Annotated in this window: 14 protein-coding genes; 9 read left to right on the top strand and 5 right to left on the bottom strand. The window is 55.9% G+C overall.

Annotated features, from left to right (window positions below; all coding sequences use genetic code 11):
• The first annotated feature begins 145 nt into the window (after positions 1 to 145).
• The 5 genes from RIB44_14855 (at position 146) to RIB44_14835 (ending at position 7,397) form a co-directional block, all read left to right on the top strand.
• Complete coding sequence (locus RIB44_14855) at positions 146 to 2,140, top strand: cytochrome bc complex cytochrome b subunit (protein MEQ8617850.1); 1,995 nt, start codon at positions 146 to 148, stop codon at positions 2,138 to 2,140.
• A gap of 184 nt (positions 2,141 to 2,324) precedes the next feature.
• Complete coding sequence (gene pyrE, locus RIB44_14850; protein MEQ8617849.1) at positions 2,325 to 2,897, top strand: orotate phosphoribosyltransferase; 573 nt, start codon at positions 2,325 to 2,327, stop codon at positions 2,895 to 2,897.
• 182 nt (positions 2,898 to 3,079) lie between these two features.
• On the top strand, positions 3,080 to 3,751 hold the full coding sequence (locus RIB44_14845) for a hypothetical protein (protein ID MEQ8617848.1): 672 nt from the start codon (positions 3,080 to 3,082) through the stop codon (positions 3,749 to 3,751).
• Positions 3,752 to 3,988: 237 nt separating this feature from the next.
• Positions 3,989 to 5,419, top strand: coding sequence for a YiiX/YebB-like N1pC/P60 family cysteine hydrolase (locus tag RIB44_14840; protein MEQ8617847.1), 1,431 nt, complete (start codon positions 3,989 to 3,991; stop codon positions 5,417 to 5,419).
• Positions 5,420 to 6,074: 655 nt separating this feature from the next.
• Entirely contained in the window at positions 6,075 to 7,397 is a 1,323-nt protein-coding gene (locus tag RIB44_14835) for an outer membrane beta-barrel protein (GenBank protein MEQ8617846.1), read from the top strand.
• Positions 7,398 to 7,589: 192 nt separating this feature from the next.
• Here RIB44_14835 and RIB44_14830 read toward each other — a convergent pair whose 3' ends face one another.
• The 3 genes from RIB44_14830 to RIB44_14820 all read right to left on the bottom strand — a co-directional run bounded on the left by RIB44_14830 (position 7,590) and on the right by RIB44_14820 (position 11,553).
• Positions 7,590 to 9,470, bottom strand: a complete 1,881-nt coding sequence (locus RIB44_14830) for an ATP-binding protein (protein MEQ8617845.1) — start codon at positions 9,468 to 9,470, stop codon at positions 7,590 to 7,592.
• Between the two features lie 228 nt (positions 9,471 to 9,698).
• A complete protein-coding gene (locus RIB44_14825) occupies positions 9,699 to 10,907 on the bottom strand; it encodes an extracellular solute-binding protein (GenBank protein MEQ8617844.1) in 1,209 nt (402 codons plus the stop codon).
• Between the two features lie 154 nt (positions 10,908 to 11,061).
• Positions 11,062 to 11,553 carry a DinB family protein gene (locus RIB44_14820; protein MEQ8617843.1) on the bottom strand — a complete coding sequence of 164 codons (492 nt, stop codon included), beginning with the start codon at positions 11,551 to 11,553 and terminating at the stop codon, positions 11,062 to 11,064.
• 285 nt (positions 11,554 to 11,838) lie between these two features.
• Here RIB44_14820 and guaB point away from each other — a divergent pair, with 285 nt between their 5' ends.
• The 3 genes from guaB (at position 11,839) to RIB44_14805 (ending at position 15,524) form a co-directional block, all read left to right on the top strand.
• Positions 11,839 to 13,320: an IMP dehydrogenase gene (gene guaB / locus RIB44_14815; protein MEQ8617842.1), complete on the top strand. Its 1,482-nt coding sequence runs from the start codon at positions 11,839 to 11,841 to the stop codon at positions 13,318 to 13,320.
• A 136-nt stretch (positions 13,321 to 13,456) separates the two neighbouring features.
• A complete protein-coding gene (locus RIB44_14810) occupies positions 13,457 to 14,593 on the top strand; it encodes a hypothetical protein (GenBank protein ID MEQ8617841.1) in 1,137 nt (378 codons plus the stop codon).
• Between the two features lie 163 nt (positions 14,594 to 14,756).
• Positions 14,757 to 15,524 (top strand): DUF480 domain-containing protein, encoded by a 768-nt coding sequence (locus tag RIB44_14805; GenBank protein ID MEQ8617840.1) that lies wholly within the window; start codon positions 14,757 to 14,759, stop codon positions 15,522 to 15,524.
• Positions 15,525 to 15,531: 7 nt separating this feature from the next.
• On the opposite strand, the gene RIB44_14800 is transcribed toward RIB44_14805, so the two are convergent.
• Together RIB44_14800 and RIB44_14795 are read right to left on the bottom strand one after the other, a co-directional pair.
• The gene (locus RIB44_14800) at positions 15,532 to 17,076 is read right to left on the bottom strand and encodes an alpha-L-fucosidase (protein ID MEQ8617839.1); all 1,545 of its coding nucleotides are present in this window, start codon (positions 17,074 to 17,076) and stop codon (positions 15,532 to 15,534) included.
• A gap of 116 nt (positions 17,077 to 17,192) precedes the next feature.
• A complete protein-coding gene (locus RIB44_14795) occupies positions 17,193 to 18,536 on the bottom strand; it encodes an MFS transporter (GenBank protein MEQ8617838.1) in 1,344 nt (447 codons plus the stop codon).
• Positions 18,537 to 18,760: 224 nt separating this feature from the next.
• On the opposite strand from RIB44_14795, the gene RIB44_14790 reads away from it, so the two are divergent.
• The gene (locus RIB44_14790; GenBank protein ID MEQ8617837.1) at positions 18,761 to 19,840 is read left to right on the top strand and encodes a bile acid:sodium symporter; all 1,080 of its coding nucleotides are present in this window, start codon (positions 18,761 to 18,763) and stop codon (positions 19,838 to 19,840) included.
• The last annotated feature ends 58 nt before the right edge of the window (positions 19,841 to 19,898 follow it).

Here is a 19,898-nt window from a genome sequence, read left to right as displayed (position 1 = left end):
GGTTTGTTGACGCTGACCCAGGGTACGATCACACTCGCTGTCGCTCGCGATGATCGAACCCTGGGCTGAATTACGAAACCCCTTCGGGGGTAGAACAGTTTGCAACGAACAGAGCAATTCCCCAAACCCTAACAAGAAAACGCTCGTGGCAACTTCCAGTAAATCAGGCGGATTACTCTCCAAGCTCACCGACTGGCTCGATGATCGCGCCGGTGTGCGTGATCTTGTTAACGAGGCGCTTTACGAGAGCGTCCCCGGTGGAGCGCGGTGGCGATATGTTTGGGGGAGCACCCTGGTCATGGCGTTCATGACGCAGGTGATCACCGGCATCTTCCTCTGGATGGCCTACAGCCCCAGCACGCAGACGGCTTGGGAAAGTGTTTACTACATCCAGAATGAAATGACCTGGGGTTGGGTCCTGCGGGGCATCCATCACTTCATGGCTCAGGCGATGATCGTGTTGCTCGCGTTGCACTTTCTGCAGGTCGTTTGGGATGGGGCCTATCGAGCGCCGCGCGAGTTGAACTTCGTGCTCGGGCTCATTCTCATGCTGATTGTGTTGGGGCTGGCACTCACAGGTTATCTGTTGCCGTGGGATCAAAAGGGATATTGGGCAACCAATGTGGGGACTGAGCTTTCTAGCCTGACACCCGTCGTAGGAAACCAAGTCAAACAGTTGGCGATTGGTGGTAGTAGCTACGGACACCAAACTCTGACGCGATTTTTTGCTCTGCATGCGGGTGTGCTGCCGGGCGCTTTGGTCGCGTTTCTTGCCGTGCATCTGGCGTTGTTTCGCAAGCACGGTTTGCACGCGAAAGATAAGACCTACGCACCCGATGCAACCTTTTGGCCCGATCAAGTTCTCAAGGACAGTGTCGCTGCCTTGGGCGTATTGGCTGCTGTTCTGGGGCTAACGGTCTACTACGGCGGAGCCGAACTCACCGCCCCGGCGGACCCTTCCAGCCCATACAACGCCGCTCGTCCCGAGTGGTACTTTTTGTTTCTCTTTCAATTCCTGAAGTGGTTCCCAGGCGAACTGGAGATCTGGGGTGCGATTGTCATCCCCACGGTAATACTTGTGGTGCTGTTCCTGATGCCGTGGATTGGCAAGAGCAAGGTCGGGCATTATTTCAACGTGGCTTTGCTAGTGGTCATCCTCGGTGGGGCCGTGGCGCTAACCGTGCAAGCGCTCAATGACGACTACTATGCCAGTGGCATGAGCGAGGAAGAAAAGGAAGCGATCAAAAAGGGTGAGGACGAAATCGCCAAGAACCGCCTGGCAGCTTCAGAGAGCTTCTTAAACGCGAAGATCGAGGCTCACCACGAAGCCGAGCGCGTGCGCGAGCTCGCAAGTGGTCCGAGCAGAATACCCCCCACCGGCGCGCTGACACTCGTCTACAACGACCCTTACTTGCAAGGCCCTAAGCTCTTTAAGCAAAACTGCTCAAGCTGCCATAACTATCAGGATCTCAGCAAAGACGTCAGCGAGCTCAGCCACCTGGACAAGATGTTGGTGAATGACAAGCCAAGCGCTCCGAACCTCTATGGCGTTGGCTCGCGCGACTGGATCAAGAAGCTGCTCGATCTGGAGTTCGTTGGCAGTAAGCATTACTTCGGGTATAAAGATTCGCCGTTTGCCGCTGAGGGGGACTATCCCGAGATGGTCGACTACGTCACGGGCTGCTTCGCTGATTTAGAAGGTGAGGAACGCAAGCAAGTAGAAGATGCCTTTAACAAGGTCGCGATCGCTCTCTCCGCTGAAGCGAAGCTCACTCGCCAGAAAGATGCTGACACGGAGGATGCAAAGCTTATCGAAGAAGGCCGTGCCCTGATGGAAGGCGACCTCGCGGACATCGTTTCCGAAGGGATGAGCTGCACCGATTGCCACTCGTTTGGCGAGCAACAAGATATCGGTTCGCCGGTCCTCGATGGTTATATGAGCAAACAATGGCTTACCGACTTCATCCGTAACCCTGAGGACGAACGCTTCTACGGCGATATGAACGACCGCATGCCGAAGTTCGCTCCGCACGACAACGAGCTGCTGAACCAGCTTGATGACAAATCGCTGGAACTGATCGTCGACTGGCTCCGGCAAGACTGGTATGTGCCGGAAGAAGTCGAGACGGAAGAGAATTGATTCGATTGCTCAGCTTCTTTTTTTGAACCACAGAGGACACGGAGTTGCACAGAGGCTTGTTGGTTGGCTCTGAAAAAAGTTTGAAACCAAGAGGTTGAATCCGCTGTCCTCTCAAATTTCTCTGTGTACCTCCGTGCCCTCTGTGGCCCAAACCTAATCGCAACTAGCTTAACAACGTTCCCACATGTCAGACGCACTTAAGTACAACAAGCAACAACTCATCGAACTCGTCCGTGATCGTGCCCTGCAATTTGGTGAGTTCACGCTCGCCTCGGGTAAGAAAGCGAGTTACTACCTTGATTGCCGTAAGGCGGTTTTGACGGCCGAGGGCTCGCGGCTGGTGGGGGCAGGGATGCTTGAGCTTATGGGCGACGACTTGCCGCCCTTGGTCGGGGGGATGGCAATCGGGGCTGATCCCATCACCGCAGCGATTCTTACACTCGCTGGTGTGAAGGGGACGCCGCTTCGCGGCATCATGGTTCGCAAGGAATCGAAACAGCATGGCACCGGAAAATTCGTTGAAGGCCCCTACGAGTCGGGTGAAGAAGTGGTGATCGTCGAGGACGTGGTCACTACCGGTGGCTCTTCGCTGCTAGCAATCGAGCGCTGCGAGGCAGTCGGACTGAAAGTCAGCCGTGTGCTGGCCATCGTTGATCGCATGGAAGGGGGTCGTGAAGCATTTGCCGCAAAGGGATATGAGCTAACGACGCTCTTAACCATCGAAGATTTCGGCATCGCCCCGCCAAACGCGAGTTGATAGCATCTAGCGTGTCATTCCGACGGGAGTCTCGCCGACCGAGGAATCCAGTTGGCACACTCGTCCGTCGTCACTGCGAACGAGAGTCCAGACTAGATTCCTCCGTCGCTGAGACGACTGTCGGAATGACAAGATGGCGACGCTCTTCGCGGTTCAAAAAATAAACCAGGGAACGGAATCCCATGGAAACCTCTCTCCACCGCCAACTAAAGTGGCATTACGTTGAAGACGAGTCACAGCACGAAGTGCGATGTGATGGCTTTCGTATTGATGCGGTCCGAGGTAGGGAACTGATCGAGATCCAGCACGGTTCGCTCTCGGCCATCCGCGATAAGATCGCGAAGTTGCTCAAGAAGAAGCATACCGTGCGTGTTGTGAAACCCATCGTGGCAGAGAAGCTACTCGTAAAGCTGGATGGCAAAGACGGCGAGGTGGTCAGCCGGCGGCGAAGCCCCAAGCGTGGGAAGCTACTCGATGTGTTCGATCATCTGGTTTACTTCACGCGGGTCTTCCCTCACAACAAATTGATTCTCGACGTGCCGCTGGTGACCGTGGAGGAGCATCGCTACCCCGGACACGGCAAACGACGGCGTCGGCGCGAACGTGATTTTGTGGTGCAGGATCAGTTGCTCACCGATGTGCTCGAGATTCATTCGCTTCGGACCCACGCCGACTTGAGAAAGTTCTTGCCCAAACGCTTACCGCGGAAGTTCCACACAGGGCATTTGGCTGAGAAGTTGAAAGTTCCTCGCTGGACAGCACAGCGAATGGCGTATTGCCTTCGCGAAACGGGCTCGCTGCATGTGGTTGGGAAAGAGGGCAACGCAGTGTTGTACAGCCGCAAGGCGGCGTAATTTCTGTTTCTGGCAATCGAAATTATTAGCCCCGTGATTTATCACGGGGTAAGCTTAGGTATCCATTAACTCGATCGAGCGGTTGAGTTTGATAAGCGACGGCGTTCTTCCGAGATCGTAACGAGCCGCGGATTATTTCGACCTCGGTAAGGCCCCGTTGGTAAGTTGTCCTTGCTACTCGGTCGATGGCATTGTTTTTCCATAAACCCCGGGATAAATCCCGGGTCTAGTAATCAAATGGCGAAGCCAGGACGAAAACTTGTATGCGATTCTCATGCCGCAACCGTCCTTGAGATTGCCTCCTATCTCGAAGAGCTCAAGGACCGTGCACTCAGCCAGCCCGATACTGAAGCCGCGGTTGAGCGTGGCTATCTCACACCGAACGAAGAACTGGCGATGCGGCAATTGCAGGCCAGTTATTGGCAATGCCGTAACGCACTGTTTGAAATCATTCTCGCTCTTGATCCGGGGGATATCGATCCGTCTCAAGAGACCGACCCTGAGCAAGCAGCCAACTTTCTCACCGCGTTTACTGCCGCTGGCGTTCTGATCGATGCGGCGATCTTCCTTCGCAATCGTTATCACCAAGCAACCGCGATCCGGAAGAAACTCGACGAGCCTGATCCGACCCTCGGCGTGCCCGCAGGAATATACGAGACCGTGCAACATTCGCTCACCAAGCCCAGCAACGCTTGGCGGATGCTCCAGGCGCGACGTAACTACCTAGCAAGCCGCGCGAAGCTTACCGAGATACTTTCTGCTGAGGATTATGCTCCGTTATTCAAAATCGCTGATCGCTTATCAAGGCGGTTACGACCAACCTTTGCCACCTACCTGAAAACACGCGTTCGCGTCTGGGGCCGCTTTTTTGCGAACCTATTCCGACGAGACCTCATCGGCCAAGGGCTATTTCACGTGCAGAAGTACGTGTCGGAGTTGATGGCCGACGTTTCAGTCAAGCCCGGACATCGGCCTTGCGTACCCGAGGAAATCCGCCAGCAGTTGATTGAGCATCTGCAGCCAGGGGATGTCTTCGTTGTGCGCAAAGAGTTCGCGATCACGAATTACTTCCTTCCCGGCTACTGGCCTCACGCGGCTTTGTATCTAGGTTGTCGAGAAGATTTGAGTAAGATCGCGGTCGAGGCCGACCCAGGTTTTGCAGAACGCACCGAACTGTTCGATAATTGCCGTGAAGACGCACCTCGGCCACATGGACTCCGTGTCCTCGAAGCGATGAAAGACGGGGTGCTGATCCGGTCAGTCGATTCTCCGTTAGCTAGCGATTCGGTTGTGATTCTTCGTCCCCAACTCTCGCAAGAACAGATCGCCGAAGGGTTCTGCAGGGCGATCGTCCACGAGGGGAAACCCTACGACTTCGATTTCGACTTTACCTGCTCGCACCGGATGGTGTGCACTGAAGTCGTTTACCGCGCTTATGATGGGCTTGGTGATATGAGATTCCAGCTCGAGCGACACGCGGGCCGGATGGCTTTAGGCGCCCAGGGGCTGATCGAGATGGGAATCGCCGAGAACGGCTTCTCAGTCGTCGCCGTTTATTCACCTGATGACTCAACAGAAGTTCTCCTCGGGGAATCAGCTAGCGAGATTCTCCGCCGCAGGTCTTCGGTCGCGTCATCTTCTTCGCGAACGGACAACCCCAGTGCCTGAGTGCCACTCGCTTTGCCAGTGCTTTACCTTGGAAAGACATTCCCAAAAGCGGTTGGTGTTGTCGTACCTGCAAGCTGGCTTCAAGTTTTCTAGCAGCTTGCAGTTGCCCCTAGTCAAGTGCTTGCAGATGTTTCTTGCCCCACTGGAATTCCGAGTCTGCCACAACTCCGAAACACTGGCAGAGCCAGTGGCACGCGGATTGGTTACTTTCCTAGCCCCCAGCGCAAGCTCGCGGGTTCAAACCCAAAAGCTTGCGCTTGGGGCTAGCGGTTTCTTCTCACGCACATCCATCGGCAAATCACGCAGTTCGGGCAAACTTTGCGGGCTGTTTTCAATGATAAGAACCCAGACGAAGCACCAGATACACGGTAGCAATTCGAGCGCGGCATGCGATCTTCACATCACGACCGCTCCCATCGTTAAGGTTTACCAGTTTTGTCGTGATTCGCTGGGAATTTCGCCGCAAACCGTGCATGCGTTCTCTCGATTTGCAGAAGCGGTCGTCGATAGATGATTGCGAGGCGGATTTTTTACCCGGCGAAGCTGTTCCCTACGCCTGATCGTTCTTAGGGAATGGCTTTGCGACAACACACGTCCAACGGGCGAGCTGAGTCGTTCTCACTCACTGGGATTGGACGCATGAAGGAGCGTAACTGTGAAGATTCGGACATGGATTGTCGGAATTGCAGCCCTCGCCATGAGCGGGAATGCGGCTGTAGCTCAGACAGGGGCGACCGCTTGGTCGTATGACAACAATGTAAAGGCCGTCGGCTGCTGCGAAGCAAGCTGCGGCTGTGACGACGGTTGCTGCGATTCCTGCTGCGACGACGGTTGCTGCGGTGACGCCTGCTGTGGCGATGCTTGCTGCGGTGACGGAGTTGGATGTGGAAGCGGAATTTGCGGCAGTGGTATCGGAGCTGGTCTCGCTGGATTCACTCTAGCAGGACTCGTCGGTCTTGATGATTCTGGCCTCGACTTCGGCGGCTGGACTCAAATCGGTTGGCATGATAACAACACGCCACTCTCTCAAGCGTTTGACGACACCCTGGCGTTCAACGACCTGCCAGACCAAGTGAACCTGCACCAACAATGGTTTTACTTGGGCAAAGCAGCAGACGGCAGCAACGGCCTCGACTGGGGTTTCCGTGCGGACGTCATGTATGGTACCGATGCTCAGAAGACTCAAGCCTTCGGTAACCCAGGTGCCGGAACTCGTGGCTTTGGTACGTTCGACGCTTCGCTTGATCACGGCGAATACGGCTGGGCGATTCCTCAGTTGTACGGTGAATTGGCCATGGGCGACTTCTCCGTCATCGTTGGTCACTTCTACACGCTTGTTGGTTACGAAGTCGTCACCGCTCCGGACAACTTCTTCTACAGCCACGCGTTGACCATGTTCAACAGCGAGCCGTTTACCCACACCGGTGTTCTCACCACGTACAGCGGATTCGATGGAATCACCCTGTACAACGGTTGGACCCTCGGTTGGGACACTGGTTTCGATAACACCAACAGCGGTAACAACTACCTTGGTGGTTTCGGTATCGACCTGACCGACAACATTGGCTTGACCTACATCACCACTTACGGCAACTTCGGTGCTCGTGACGGTGGTCAAGACGATAGCTACTCACACAGCGTCGTGATCGATGTCAACCTGACCGATCGCTTGAACTACGTCTTCCAAACGGACCTCGTAGGCATCGACCCGATCGATGACAATGGCAATGCCGTTGGTAGCAACGACCAACTTGGCATCAACCAATACCTGTTCTACTCGCTCAACGATGTCGTCAGCCTTGGCGGTCGCATGGAGTGGTGGAAGAGCGACGGAACTTCGTACTACTCGGCTACCAGTGGCGTGAACGTCAAATTGCTCGACAACTTGGTCTTCCGTCCTGAGTACCGCGAAACGTGGGCTCCAGGTCTGGACATCGACGAAGACGTCGTCGGCATGGACATGATCCTGACGTACTAGGTTTCGACACCAGGAGTATGCTCGGCTGGCGGTTTCGATTGCCTCAGCCGCCAGTCGTAGCTTAGCTAACGATCGATTCCCCTTCACCGCGGGTCGGCTTCTTAGGAAGCTGGCCCGCGGTTTTTTCTATTGGGCGCTGGTTGTTAGGCGATAGGCGCTGGTTTTGAGGTAAACTAACGAAAAAACCAGCGCCTAACAGCCAGCGCCTATTTTGGGCCACGTAAACTTAAACGTCGCCCCTTCGCCTTCGGCAGACTCGACCCAGGCGCGTCCTCCGCCAGCTTCGACAAGTTTCTGAACCAAGGAGAGCCCCATACCAGTACCTTCAATGTCGGCTTGGCGGTGCAGTCGTCGGAACATCTTAAAGACCGAATTGTGATACTCCGGGGCAATCCCAATGCCATTATCAGCAACGCTGAACTCGTAGAGGTCTGGTAATTCTTTCGCTTCTATCTGGACATGCAATGATTCCTCGGAACGATATTTCACCGAGTTGGTGACGAGGTTCAAAAAAATTCGCTGGAAGACCGTCTTCTCTCCAGTAACCGTCGGCAGTCGGTCGGTAATCTTCAGCGTGGCGTCAGCTGGCCAGTCGATCAGCGAGGGGATTTCTTCTACCAACTCATGCAATTCGACGGGTTCCGCCAATTCATCCATTCGTCCGGCGCGAGAATAGGCGAGCAAATCGTCTAGTAAGCTTTCCATCCGACCAACACGCTGCCGCAAGATGTCGAGGTGCTCTTTCGACTTCTCAGGCAGAACGTCTCCGGCATCCTCAACAATCCATTTCGAGACGTTATCAATCGCTCGTAGAGGCGACTTCAAATCGTGCGAAGCAACATAGGCAAACGAGTCGAGGTCCTCGTTGCTCTTTGCCAAGGCAGAGGCTTGTGTTTCTAACTCGGCGGTCAGACGCTGTGACTCGGCAAGCAGGCGATTGGTTTCTTCAGTCTGTACCTTGAGTCGATCCGCTGCCCGTGCAAGATCGCCGAGTTCGTCGCCTCTCTCCAAATTCGGAATCTGATCGACCGTTTGACCCTTCAAGAGTCGCACGAAAGTGTCGGTAATCCCAAGAATCGGGCCGAGGATATTCGTCGCAATCGCCCAAGCGATAACAAGCCCAAGCAGCGAAGCGGCTCCCGTGAGACCTAGAGTGAATCGATTGGCTTGCTTTGACTCTTGGAGGGCTTGCTCTTGAATGGAAGCAAGCTTCGTTTGGCTGATTAGGCGTAGTTGCTTCGCTTGATAGGAGAACTCCGCCGCATCGCCAGCCATCACGACATTCACCAAGTAAAGATAGGCGCGTGTCGCTTGTACAATCCGAAGGAAATCTTTTTGGAAGTCGTCCATCCCCTGCTTGATCGCTTCGTAACTAGGCGTGAGATCGCTTTCCGTCTCTTCAAGCCGCATCGCTACTTCTTGCGAAGCGTTCTCCAACTCAGTGAGCGAGGAGCGAACCTTGTCGGAGTCGGGGTTGTTGAGGAATTGGAGAGCGTTGCTAGTCGCAACCGAGAGAGACATGCGTGCTTTATACAAGGAGGCTCGTAACGCAATCTCGTCTTCCGTGGTGCTATTGATGATCTCCGTAATCAACTCATTGAGCCGATCTGTAGCTTTTAGTAGCTTTGCCTCGACTAATTGGCTGCGTAGCTCGCGTTCCTCGATAACAGTTTCGAAATTCTCAAGGTAACTTGCGAGATGCCCCTGCATGATCTTGAGACGTTGAGCGACCTCTTCGGTATTTTCTGCTGTTAAGGTGTCAGAAATCTTTTCCTGTAAAGCGGATGCTTGCTGGCGGATATTTTCAGCAGCTACGCTATTGCGCGTAATCGTAAACGCGGCAACTTTGCGTTCGAGTTGAGCGACATCAAGATCAATCTCAAGTAGTCGCGACTCGGCTTGGCTCGACTCAGCAAAGCGGGAGAATTGTTCTTCGACACGTCCAAACCCAAAGTAACTGGCGACTGCTGTTGCCAGAAAAAGCAGTAACAACGCTCCCGCGGAGACGTAGATTTTTTTCGCCAGCGACCAAGACCGCGAGGCATCCATGTGCTTGGGAGACTCAGAGGGCATCTTCAGTTTATGGGCCTTTTACGGGACAGTAACTCACCCTCCCTTTGGGAGGGTCGACGTCTCAGCGTCGGGGAGGGATAGGCTTCGATCTGAGCCAATTCAACATTTCACAAAGTCGGAATCGAAACAGCTTCTTCCCTCCCCGGCCTGTGTTTATTTTGGTTTTTTGGAGCCGACCCTCCCAAAAGGAAGGGTGTTGCGAGGGACTCTGCCTATCGAAACAGGCCCCTAAGCCAACAAAAAATCATTCCAACGCAACAAACTGTATTCGTAGGTGTCCATCACCGTATTCCAAACCGCCACATTGCTAAATCTTTGCTCGTACGATCCCCCGGTACGAACTTGCCCTTTCTTCACGGAGACACGTCCGTCGGTGCCGCGAAGATCCTCAGCGGCGGGTTTGCCTTCGTACCAATAGTCCCACTCCGCGTTCGAGAGCAACGGCCGCGAGCGTTGTGGGTTAGAAATGTAGTAGCCTTGCCTGGCGATGAATGCCCCCGGCCAGCCTGAGAGCCACCAGTTCATGTAATCGTAAGCTGCGTCTTTGACCGCTCCCTCGGTTGCCGAAGAGAGGCACATCACCCCGTGCCAGGCGCGGTAACCTTCCTTAGGAGCCGCGTAGATGCAGGGCATGCCGCTGCCGTTGACCATCGAAACGCCTGGCGAAAACATGCTCTGAATGACCACTTCGCCTCGGGTCATCAAGTCTGCGGAGTGTGGAACACTGCTCCAAACGCCGCGGAAGTGGCCCCGTTGGCGGTAGTCGATGAGCACTTCAAAGAGTTTGTCGATTTCTTCCCGCGTTAGATTGCCAATGTCCGCGTACTCGACCAACCCCATCGCCTGCGTGGCGAGAACGGTATCAAACAGACCAATCGTGGGCGCGTTCACTAGCGCGACTTTTCCGTGCCACCGTTCGTCCAGCAGCCAGCCCCAGCTTTCCGTTTCGTAAGGAATCCCCTTCGGAACGACGTCGCTGTTGTAGCCGAAGGAGTCGACATTGTGGACGTAAGGCAGAAAGCTAATCTTGCCTGATTCTTCGGAACTCAGCGAACCATTTTCCTGAGCATACAGCAACTTGTAGGGAGCATCACCTGCTCCGATCCGTGCCTTTTCGGTGAGTTTGCCCGTCTTCGTCAGCGAATTGACTTCCGACCAGTTCGAAAGCCGCTCGGTTTCGATTCCTTGAATCGATCGCGCTTGCCATAATACATTCAGACTGTTCGACCATTGCTCGTAAAGGTCGAAAGATTCAGGCTTCGTCGATGCCTTGTGAAGAACTGCCGCGCTACCACCGGGTTCAAATTCGATCTCCAAGCCCAACTCCTTCTGTGCCCGGAGTCGCAAGTCTTCTTGAAGTGTGACGTGGGTACCAAGAACGCGGAGCTTTGTAGGCTTGGTCGCAAAGCCATAAGCTGGCTGCGACGAAGCAAGCATTCCTGCGAGACCAGCAGAAACTGTCGAGTTGAATTGGCGTCGATCCATCAGTTGACGTCTTGAGGTCAACCCCAGGCTTGCGCCAGGGGCTAGGGATTCTTCTCCACCAACCCTAGCCCCTAGCGCAAACTAGGGGTTTCGAAGCGTAATCAAGTTAAATCAAAATCGGTTTCCCCAATTTCCGTCTGACAGGCACAAACTGCCCGACGTGCATCATCGCGTGCGTCGCCAGCAAGATATACATATTGCCGACGGTAGGGAACATCTTTTGAAAGTGCTCAGGGGAGGGCGCATCGAGGTCTGCCTCGCTGGTCTTCTCAAGTGCGGCAATCGTCGCGGCGTGTACCTTGTCGAGCCACTCGAGGTACTCTGCCTTGGAGAGAAAACTTGCTGGGTCGTTATCGGCAACGTTGTCTTTGCTGTGGGTTTCGGCGAAGCCTTCAGGGAGCTCGATCGCTGAGCCGGGTGCGACCATATCGAGGAGCATGCACTCTGAGGCGATCAAATGCCCCAACTGCCACGCCAAGTGGTTGCACTCGGGGCTGGGGCGCTCAAGCAGTTCGGCGTCCTCAAGATCGCTGAGATAGGTCTTTAGGATCGTGGCGCTAGTTTCAGCCGTCGTGCGAATGGCGTCGTGGGTGTTCACAAGAAGGGTCTCCGAGAGCGTGATGAAGAGGTCTGCGTACCAAGCAGCTTACCACAGCAGCAGACAGAGCGTTAGCGTGCAATCACCCTAGCCCGCGAGCACGACGACATTGAGGTTGGCTCGCACGGCGCTCCTCGATGAGCCATATTCTTCGCCCCGTTGTCACCTAGGGAGAATCGCGTGATAATAGCCGATTACCTCAAGTGTTCCTGGCGAGACGTAGCTCGCCGGCTAGGTAGCAAACACGAAACCTAGCCCCTCGCCCCTAACCCCTCGCCACTCAACATGGACAAACTCACCGGCACCGGTCTCACCTTCGACGATGTGCTCATCGAGCCGAGCCACAGTAGTGTGGTCCCGTCAGAGGTTGAGGTTTCTACGCAGTTGACCAAGCGGATCACCATGCGAGCCCCGCTGTTGAGCTCGCCGATGGATACCGTCACTGAGCATCGCATGGCCATCGCCCTCGCTCAGGAGGGCGGTTTGGGGGTGATCCACAAGAACATGACGGTCGAACGGCAGACCAAAGAGGTTGATAAGGTCAAACGGTCCGCCAACGGCATCATCGTCGACCCGGTCACGCTGCCCGCCGATGCTAGCGTTGCCAGCGCCCGGCAAACAATGCAACAGTCAAACGTCTCCGGCATTCCGATCACCGCCGCTGATGGCAAACTGGCCGGCATTCTCACCCGCCGCGACCTCCGCTTCCTCGAAGATTCCGACCAACCCGTTGCCGAGGTGATGACCCAAGGCGCCCAGCTTGTGACGGCTACGGGGACCGTGACGCTTGAGGAAGCTGAGAAGATTTTGATGGCAAAAAAGGTCGAGAAGCTTCTGCTGGTTGACGAAGATTACAAACTGACGGGCCTCATTACGATCAAAGACATCGACATGATGCGGCGGTTCCCCCAGGCAAGCAAAGACGCCCAGGGACGACTCCGCGTTGGAGCGGCCATCGGAGTTCACGACTTCGACCGTGCTGCGAGTCTGATCGAAAAAGGCGTCGATTTTCTCGTCGTCGACAGTGCCCACGGGCACTCGACCAATGTGATCGATACCGTCAAAGAGTTGAAGAAGCGTTGGGACATCGACCTGGTTGCAGGGAATGTCGCAACCGCCGAGGGAACGAAGGATTTGATTGCCGCTGGGGCAGACGCGGTGAAGGTTGGCATCGGACCGGGATCGATCTGCACGACGCGGGTTATCTCCGGGATCGGCGTTCCGCAAGTGACGGCCGTTTACAACGCCTCTCAAGCGGCAGCCGGGACGGATGTGAAGATCATCGCCGACGGCGGCATTCGTTATTCAGGAGACATTACCAAAGCGCTGGTTGCTGGGGCCCACGTCGTGATGCTTGGCGGCTTGCTTGCTGGGCTGGACGAAAGCCCAGGCGAACGCGTGCTGTTCCAAGGACGCACCTACAAAACCTATCGCGGCATGGGTTCGATGGGGGCGATGGTCCACGGCAGCAGCGAAAGATACCGACAATCCAAGGACGACGCCGGCAACGGCAAGCTCGTCCCCGAAGGGGTAGAAGGCCGCGTGCCCTACAAGGGTCCGCTCAGCCCGTTTCTCTACCAGATGATCGGGGGCTTGCGAGCCGGAATGGGTTACGCCGGTGCCAAAACGATCGACGAGTTGCGCACGGAAGCGCGGTTCATTCAAGTAACCGCGGCGAGCGTGCGAGAAAGCCATCCGCATGACATCGCCATTACGCAAGAAGCGCCCAACTACACCGCCGAGTACTCTTCGAGCGAAGGCGCTTAGCGCGACTTGTCGCTTAGCTGCGTTACTTGTACTTATTAACTTCGCGCACGCAAAGACTTGGCAACCTGCGAATTCGAATGGCACTTCTTCCGCGGTCGCTGAAGCGACCCGGCCAGCGCGAATTGTTTCGGCTCGCGTGAATTCAGTTCAGCGCTGGAATCCATTCGCTGAAGCGAATGTCGCGCCGGTACGGAGTACGCAACGGGTTACCCAAGCGACGTGGAACGAAGTCGCTACGCGCACAAGCATTGTTAGCGATCCGTTCGAGCGAAACTTCTCGTCGGCAAATTCGGCGGTACAGCAAGTGCAGTACTTGCAGGAATCCGAGGCGGAACCTTCTGACGATCCGTTCGATCTCGACCTGCCAGACTACGAAGAACGTGACGAGGATGACCCTTTCGAAGACTTCGAAGATTCGGAAGAGGCCGAGGAGATGCCCGAAGAAGATATGCCTGAATCAGACGACGACGAGCAAAACTTCGAGGACGTGTTTGACGCACCCGAAGAGCCCGAGCCTGCCGAGGAGCCCTCAACACCCGAAACCATTCCCGTCCCCGCTCCCGAGATTCCTCAGCCGGAAGAAACAGAAGTGGATCGGACGCTGCGTGAAGCAAAGGAAGACTTTGAAAAGGAAAGCATGAAAGAGGAAGTCGAGCGTTCACCGAGCGATCTCCTCAAGCAGTTCGAAGAAGAAAACGCAGAGGACTACTTCGAAGCACCCGATCAGGATCCTGCCGGTGATCAGGAGTTCACTCAAGAGGAACTGAACGAGCGCCGCCGCGCCCTCGCTAGGGCTCGAGAGGAGAACGACAAGAGCTGCGAAGAGGAGTTTGAGAAACTCCGCTCCGACGGCATCCGCAACATCGACCTCAGCATTCGTGTTGATGGCGAAGCGGGTCAGGACTACCCCTTCGAGTGCGGCTTCGGCAACGAAATGCACACGCCACGCCAGTGGCCACAGATCACCTACATGTGGAAAGCCAGCGGCCTCTGCCACAAGCCGCTGTACTTCGAGCAAGTCCAACTCGAACGCTATGGCCACTCCTGGGGCCCCTACGTCCAGCCGATCATGTCAGGAGCCCACTTCTTCGGCAGCGTTGCGATCCTGCCCTACAAAATGGGCATCCGCACGCCCAACGAATGCGTCTACACCCTGGGCTACTATCGCCCCGGCAGTTGCGCTCCGTACATGATCGAAGCGGTGCCGTTCACATGGCGGGCCGCGTTCTTCCAAGGCATGAGTGCGGCGGGTGCTGCCGTGGCGTTGCCTTAGGGCGACTCTGAAAACCCCTAGCTCGCGCTAGGGGCTAGTAGTTTTCGCTTGAGTGAATCTTTCCAACGTATCGAACCCCTAGCCCCCAGCGCAAGCTGGGGGTTCGCTGCTTGAGAAGTCGACCATTCTCACGGCACTCAGTTCGCGTACAATCAGTCGCACTATGACTGATCCAAACGAACCAGCGACAGAAGCAACAGCAGAACGCAAGTGGCAGCCCCTCGGTCGCGTCGAGCGCCGCATCGCCGGGGTCCTCATCGAAAAGGCGAAGACCACGCCGGATAATTACCCGCTCTCGATGAATGCGCTGGTCAACGGTGCGAACCAAAAGAGCAACCGCTTCCCGCAGATGAGCCTCGACGAGGGGGACGCTTACGACGCTTGTGAGCAGCTCATGAAGCTCGGCGCGATTGCTCAAGTGCAAAGCGATAGCCGCGTCGAGAAGTATCGTCACCTGATGTACGACTGGCTGGGCGTCGACAAGGCCGAGATCGCCGTGATGGGCGAACTGCTGCTCCGGGGGGCACAAACTTTGGGCGAACTTCGAGCCCGCGCGGCTCGGATGCACCCGATTGCGGGGATGAGCGAGCTACGCCCAATCATCGATTCACTCGTCGCCAAGGAGCTGCTGATCTACGTCACCCCGCCAGGCCGAGGGTGCATTGTGACGCACAATCTTTATCAACCTCAAGAGTTGGAGAAGGTTCTCAAAGACCACGGAACGAGCGCCCCAGCAGCGGCCCCAGCACCGAGCACGTCGCCCGCGCCGCTTGCGTCTTCGCCGTCAACAGTCGCAGATCCCGCTCCGGCGAAACCGCACGCGAGTAGTAGCGTGAATTCCGATGAACTCGCTTCACTGCGAGAAGAGGTTTCTCAGTTGAAAGCCGAAGTCGCAGAGCTACGCGAGTTGGTCGAAGGCTTAACGTCGTAGTCGAACCTCACTCAATGCGAAATGCATACGCAATCTGCTGCGGCGCATCAGGGCTTAACTCAATATGGAGCCCTACATCATCTTGAGACCAGGATGCGATGTAGTTTCCATTGAGCGTGGTAACTTTGGAGACCTCATCGGAGTAGTGAGGGCTGCCCTTCGCCAGTGACTTGATCGTCAACTTTTTCTGTGGCGTTCCCAGAGAGATCGCGTAGAGCGTTTCGCCCTTGGTTGTGAAACGAATGTCCTGAGCCGTGTAGTCGACGTGCTTGGTGAAGTGTCCTCCCTTTTCCATCTGTGTGGGACCTTCGCCGTAAATCTTCCAAGGACGAGTGCCGTAGATCGATTCGCCGTTCGCCTTCAGCCACTCTCCGAGCTTGGCGAGAACTTTTCTTTGGTCTTCGGGAATGGTTCCGTCAGCCTTCGGAGAGATATTGAGCAGGAGTTGGCCGTTCTTCGCCACGATATCAATAAAGTCGTGAATGACCCAAGCTGCCGGTTTAATCTGCAATCCTTCTACGTAAGACCAACTCCATTTGGAGAGCGTGTCGTCTGTCAGCCACGCTTCCTGCGTCAGCTTGTCACGGCGACCTTGTTCAAAGTCCTGCACCGAGAACGCGGCGGGCATGTCCTCGTGCTTATGGGTGAGGACCACCTCTTTGCCCCACGAGTCCGCAGCGTTGAGATAGTACGCAGCGAATTCGTAGCGAGTTTTCTCAGGGATTTGGTCGAGCCAAGTATCAAACCAAATAATGTCAGGCTGATACTTATCGATCACCTCTTTAAGCGATGCTAGCCAAAACTTTTCCAGCCATTGCTCTTCAGGAATATTCCCATAGAGGAGACGCAGCTTAGGATCTTCCGAACTGGTTGCTAAGCCCTCAATCCAGGGATAGTGAGAGTTCCAAAATACATGGTACTGATCGAAGTGACCGTATTTCTCGCGGGCCTCGGAAAAGTTCATTCCCGTGTAGCGTTGCAAATGGCGAGCATGATGAAACGAGGTGATGAGCTTCATGCCACGGTTACGCAGCTCCTTTGATAGCTCTCCGGTGACGTCCTTCTTGGGGCCGGTGTCCGCAGCATTCCACGGGGTGACCTCACTGTCCCACATCGCGTAGCCGTCGTGGTGCATAGCAACTGGACCAGCGAACTTGGCACCACTGGCCTCAAACAGGTCAGCCCACTCCTCTGCATCAAAGTGCTCACCAGTAAAAAGCGGTATCATATCGTGATACCCAAAGTTCTTAGGGTGACCGAACTTCTTTGTATGCCAAGGAAGCAAGTCTTTGTGGTACCCGGGGGTGTGCCCTTCCCAGTCGTCTTCGCTGAGGTCGAAGTGCATCCAACGCGCATACCATTCGCTCCCATGCGCCGCCACGGTGTAGGGACCCCAGTGGAAGTAAATCCCCAGCTTCGCGTCACGGAACCAGCCCGCTGCCGCTTGGTGTTTCTCAAGCGAAGCAATTTCGTCTGTGAAGGGTTGCTGCGAGAAAGTCCGTTGCGGAGTTAGGAGAGCGACAAAGGTGAGCACAAGGAGAACGAGTTTCATGGGACAAGACCTCAAGAGATTAGTGCCGCAAAAAAGATAGGCCGAGTAATTGCCGATAGTATGCAATCCCCCTGAGGTGGACACAAGGTTGGATGGAAGTCGCGGCTGCAACTTATTCAATCAGGCTTCCGTGCCCACCACCCCGAGGTCGCCACAAAACCGGCAACCACAGCAAACCCGATCAGCCCTGCTTCAAAACCGCCCGCGTAATCGACCGAAAGACCCAGAGCCAACGGTCCAACGGCACTGGCGGCTACCGCTGCCGTGAGAGCCGTGCCGCGGATTTTGCCCAAGTGGGCCCGCCCAAAAAACCGTGCCCAGGCGGTTCCGGCGATCACGCTCATCAGGCCTTGAGAGAGTCCATAGAGCGTAAAGGCGGCCAGTAACGTCTTCGCGCCAGGGGCGGCCATCACGGCCAAGCTGCTGGAGCCGATTCCACCGATGGCGAGCATTACGAGAAAGCGAATCGCCACTCGGTCGGCCAACACGCCGCCGCACAGTTGCATCGCGGCCATGCCGATGGCCAGCGCTGTCGGGGCGAGTTGCATCGTGGTTTCGGCTAAACCACGAGTGGCGAAGAGGGCTTCCATGTGGAAGACGATCCCCGTGCCGATCATCGCCCAGGCGCTGGTCGCGGCGATCAGTACCCAGTACGCGGGCGTGCGCATCGCTTCGGCGAGTGTGAAGTCGGACGAACCTCTCGTCGTGGAGTTTTCGGCGACGCTCCCGGCTGGAACGGCAGGCAACACTTGCGGACCGGGAACGATACCATCTCGCTCTTGCCCTAGCTCTTCAGGGCTCTCGCGGTAGAAAAACCAGAGCACCGGCAACATAGTCAGGGCTAAGCCGCAACCGATTATGACGTAGGCTTGCCGCCAGCCGAAGCTGTTGATCAGCAACAACATCCCCGCGGGAATCAAAGCCACGGCCCCCGCCATGCTCAATTGCATCGCGCCGCTTGCCTTACCCAGCCGTTTATCAAACCAAGCGGCCAGCGTATTGTTCGCCAGCAGGACCATCATCCCAGGGCCGAGCAAGCGCATCACGAAAAAGCTCAAACAAAGCATCGCGATGTTCGAAGTCGCCGCCAGCAGCATGCACCCGAGCGATAACGCAATGACCGTGGCGAACAGCGACTTTCGCAAACCAAATCGATCGGTCAGCGAGCCGACGTAACTCAGGGGAACCGCCGCCAGCAAAGTCGCGAATAAGTAAGCCGTCGAAAGCTGCGTCGAGGTGAGCGAAAGTGCCTGCTGGAAATGCGGGTTGAAAAAGGCAAAGCCAAACGTCTGCCCTGGGCTGCTCGCCACCAAAATCAGCATTGCCACGGGGAGCATCACCCAACCGTAGAAGGGCTTTTCTTGAGTGGATTCTTCTCGTAGGTACTCGGTTGACGGCGAAGTCGCGAGCGAGGGGCTCGGCGTCTCACAAGGTTCTTCAACAGTGGTGGCAGAGGGCATGGCGATTTCGGAGAGGCAGACGAAGGAGAATCGCGGGGAAAGATTCTCGGCGGGAAGTGTCAGTTTAGCTCACGTGACGCACAAAAGACACGCTGCTTCTCGGTGAAGTTCACACGAAGTCGAAACCCGCATTGCCCCTGAAACCAATCCGCTGTTCTGTTATTCTAGAGAGACTCAGCCCCGATCCTCGCAGAAGCCACTCCAGCCGCCCCCTCCCCAAGCGTATGGCATCCGCTGCCGATAATACCGACGCGTTACCCCAACAGACTTGGTTGGGGGATGTGCTACATCGCTACTTCCTCTGGCTGCTGGTCGGCACTTATGCGGTAGCGGCCTTTCTGCCGGGGCCTGGTAAGGCGATTCGCAACATCACCTTTGTCCAACCGACCGGCGGCGAAGTCCGCGCACCGATGTTGCTGCTAGCATTGCTCTTGTTCTGTGCTGCGGCAGTAATTCGTTGGTCGGAAATTCGTGACCTCCTGGAACGCCCTGCGGTGTTGCTTCTCGGTTTGCTTGCTGCCTGGCTAGGTCCGGCCGTTTTTGTTGCCATGATCGGCCCTCTGCTTCCATCGATCTGCAACGCAGAGAACACCGCGGGCATCGTCGTCGGGTTAGCACTCGTTGCCGCGATGCCCGTCGCGAATTCGTCCGCCGGCTGGAGTCAGAATGCCGGCGGCAACGTGGCGCTTTCCTTGGGCCTGATCGTCCTGTCGATCATTCTTTCGCCAATAGCCGCTCCGCAAATGCTGAAACTGATGGGCTTCGCCTTATCAGACGCTGACACGGGAAAGATCGAACAACTGGTCGCAAAGTTTTCCGGCTTGGAATTCATCCTCTGGGTAGTTTTGCCTTCACTTGCCGGGGCGCTGGCAGCGTGGGCATTGGGCGAAGGACGCATCGCACGGCTGAAACCTTGGATTCGACTGATTACGCTGTTCGATCTGTTGGTTCTCAACTACGCGAACGCAGCACTCGCCATGCCCCGACTGGTCAAACAGGAGACGATTGCTTCAGCAGCCATTCCAGCCGTCTTAGCAATCTTACTTGGGGTGGCCGGAGTCGTTGTTGCCCTGGGATTAGCGCGTGCTTGTGGCCTCTCCAACGCTTCCCGTACAACGATGCTGTTTGCCCTGAGCATGAAGCATACCGGGCTCGCGTTGGTCCTCGCTGGGGAAGTCCTCGCCGAAGAGAACCCGCGAGTGATCCTGGTGATTGGATTGGCGACGCTCTTGCAACACTTGGTGGCCGCGGCGATTGATAAGTGGCTGCAACGGGGAAGCCTAACGCACGACTCTGAGCCGTGAGGCGTAAGCCCTTGGGTTACCGAACTGAGGTATGCACCGGCGAGCTGACGCTTCGCGG

This window comes from Lacipirellulaceae bacterium (assembly GCA_040218535.1).
Lineage (GTDB): Bacteria > Planctomycetota > Planctomycetia > Pirellulales > Lacipirellulaceae > Adhaeretor.
This window is presented reverse-complemented; position numbering and strand designations above follow the sequence as displayed.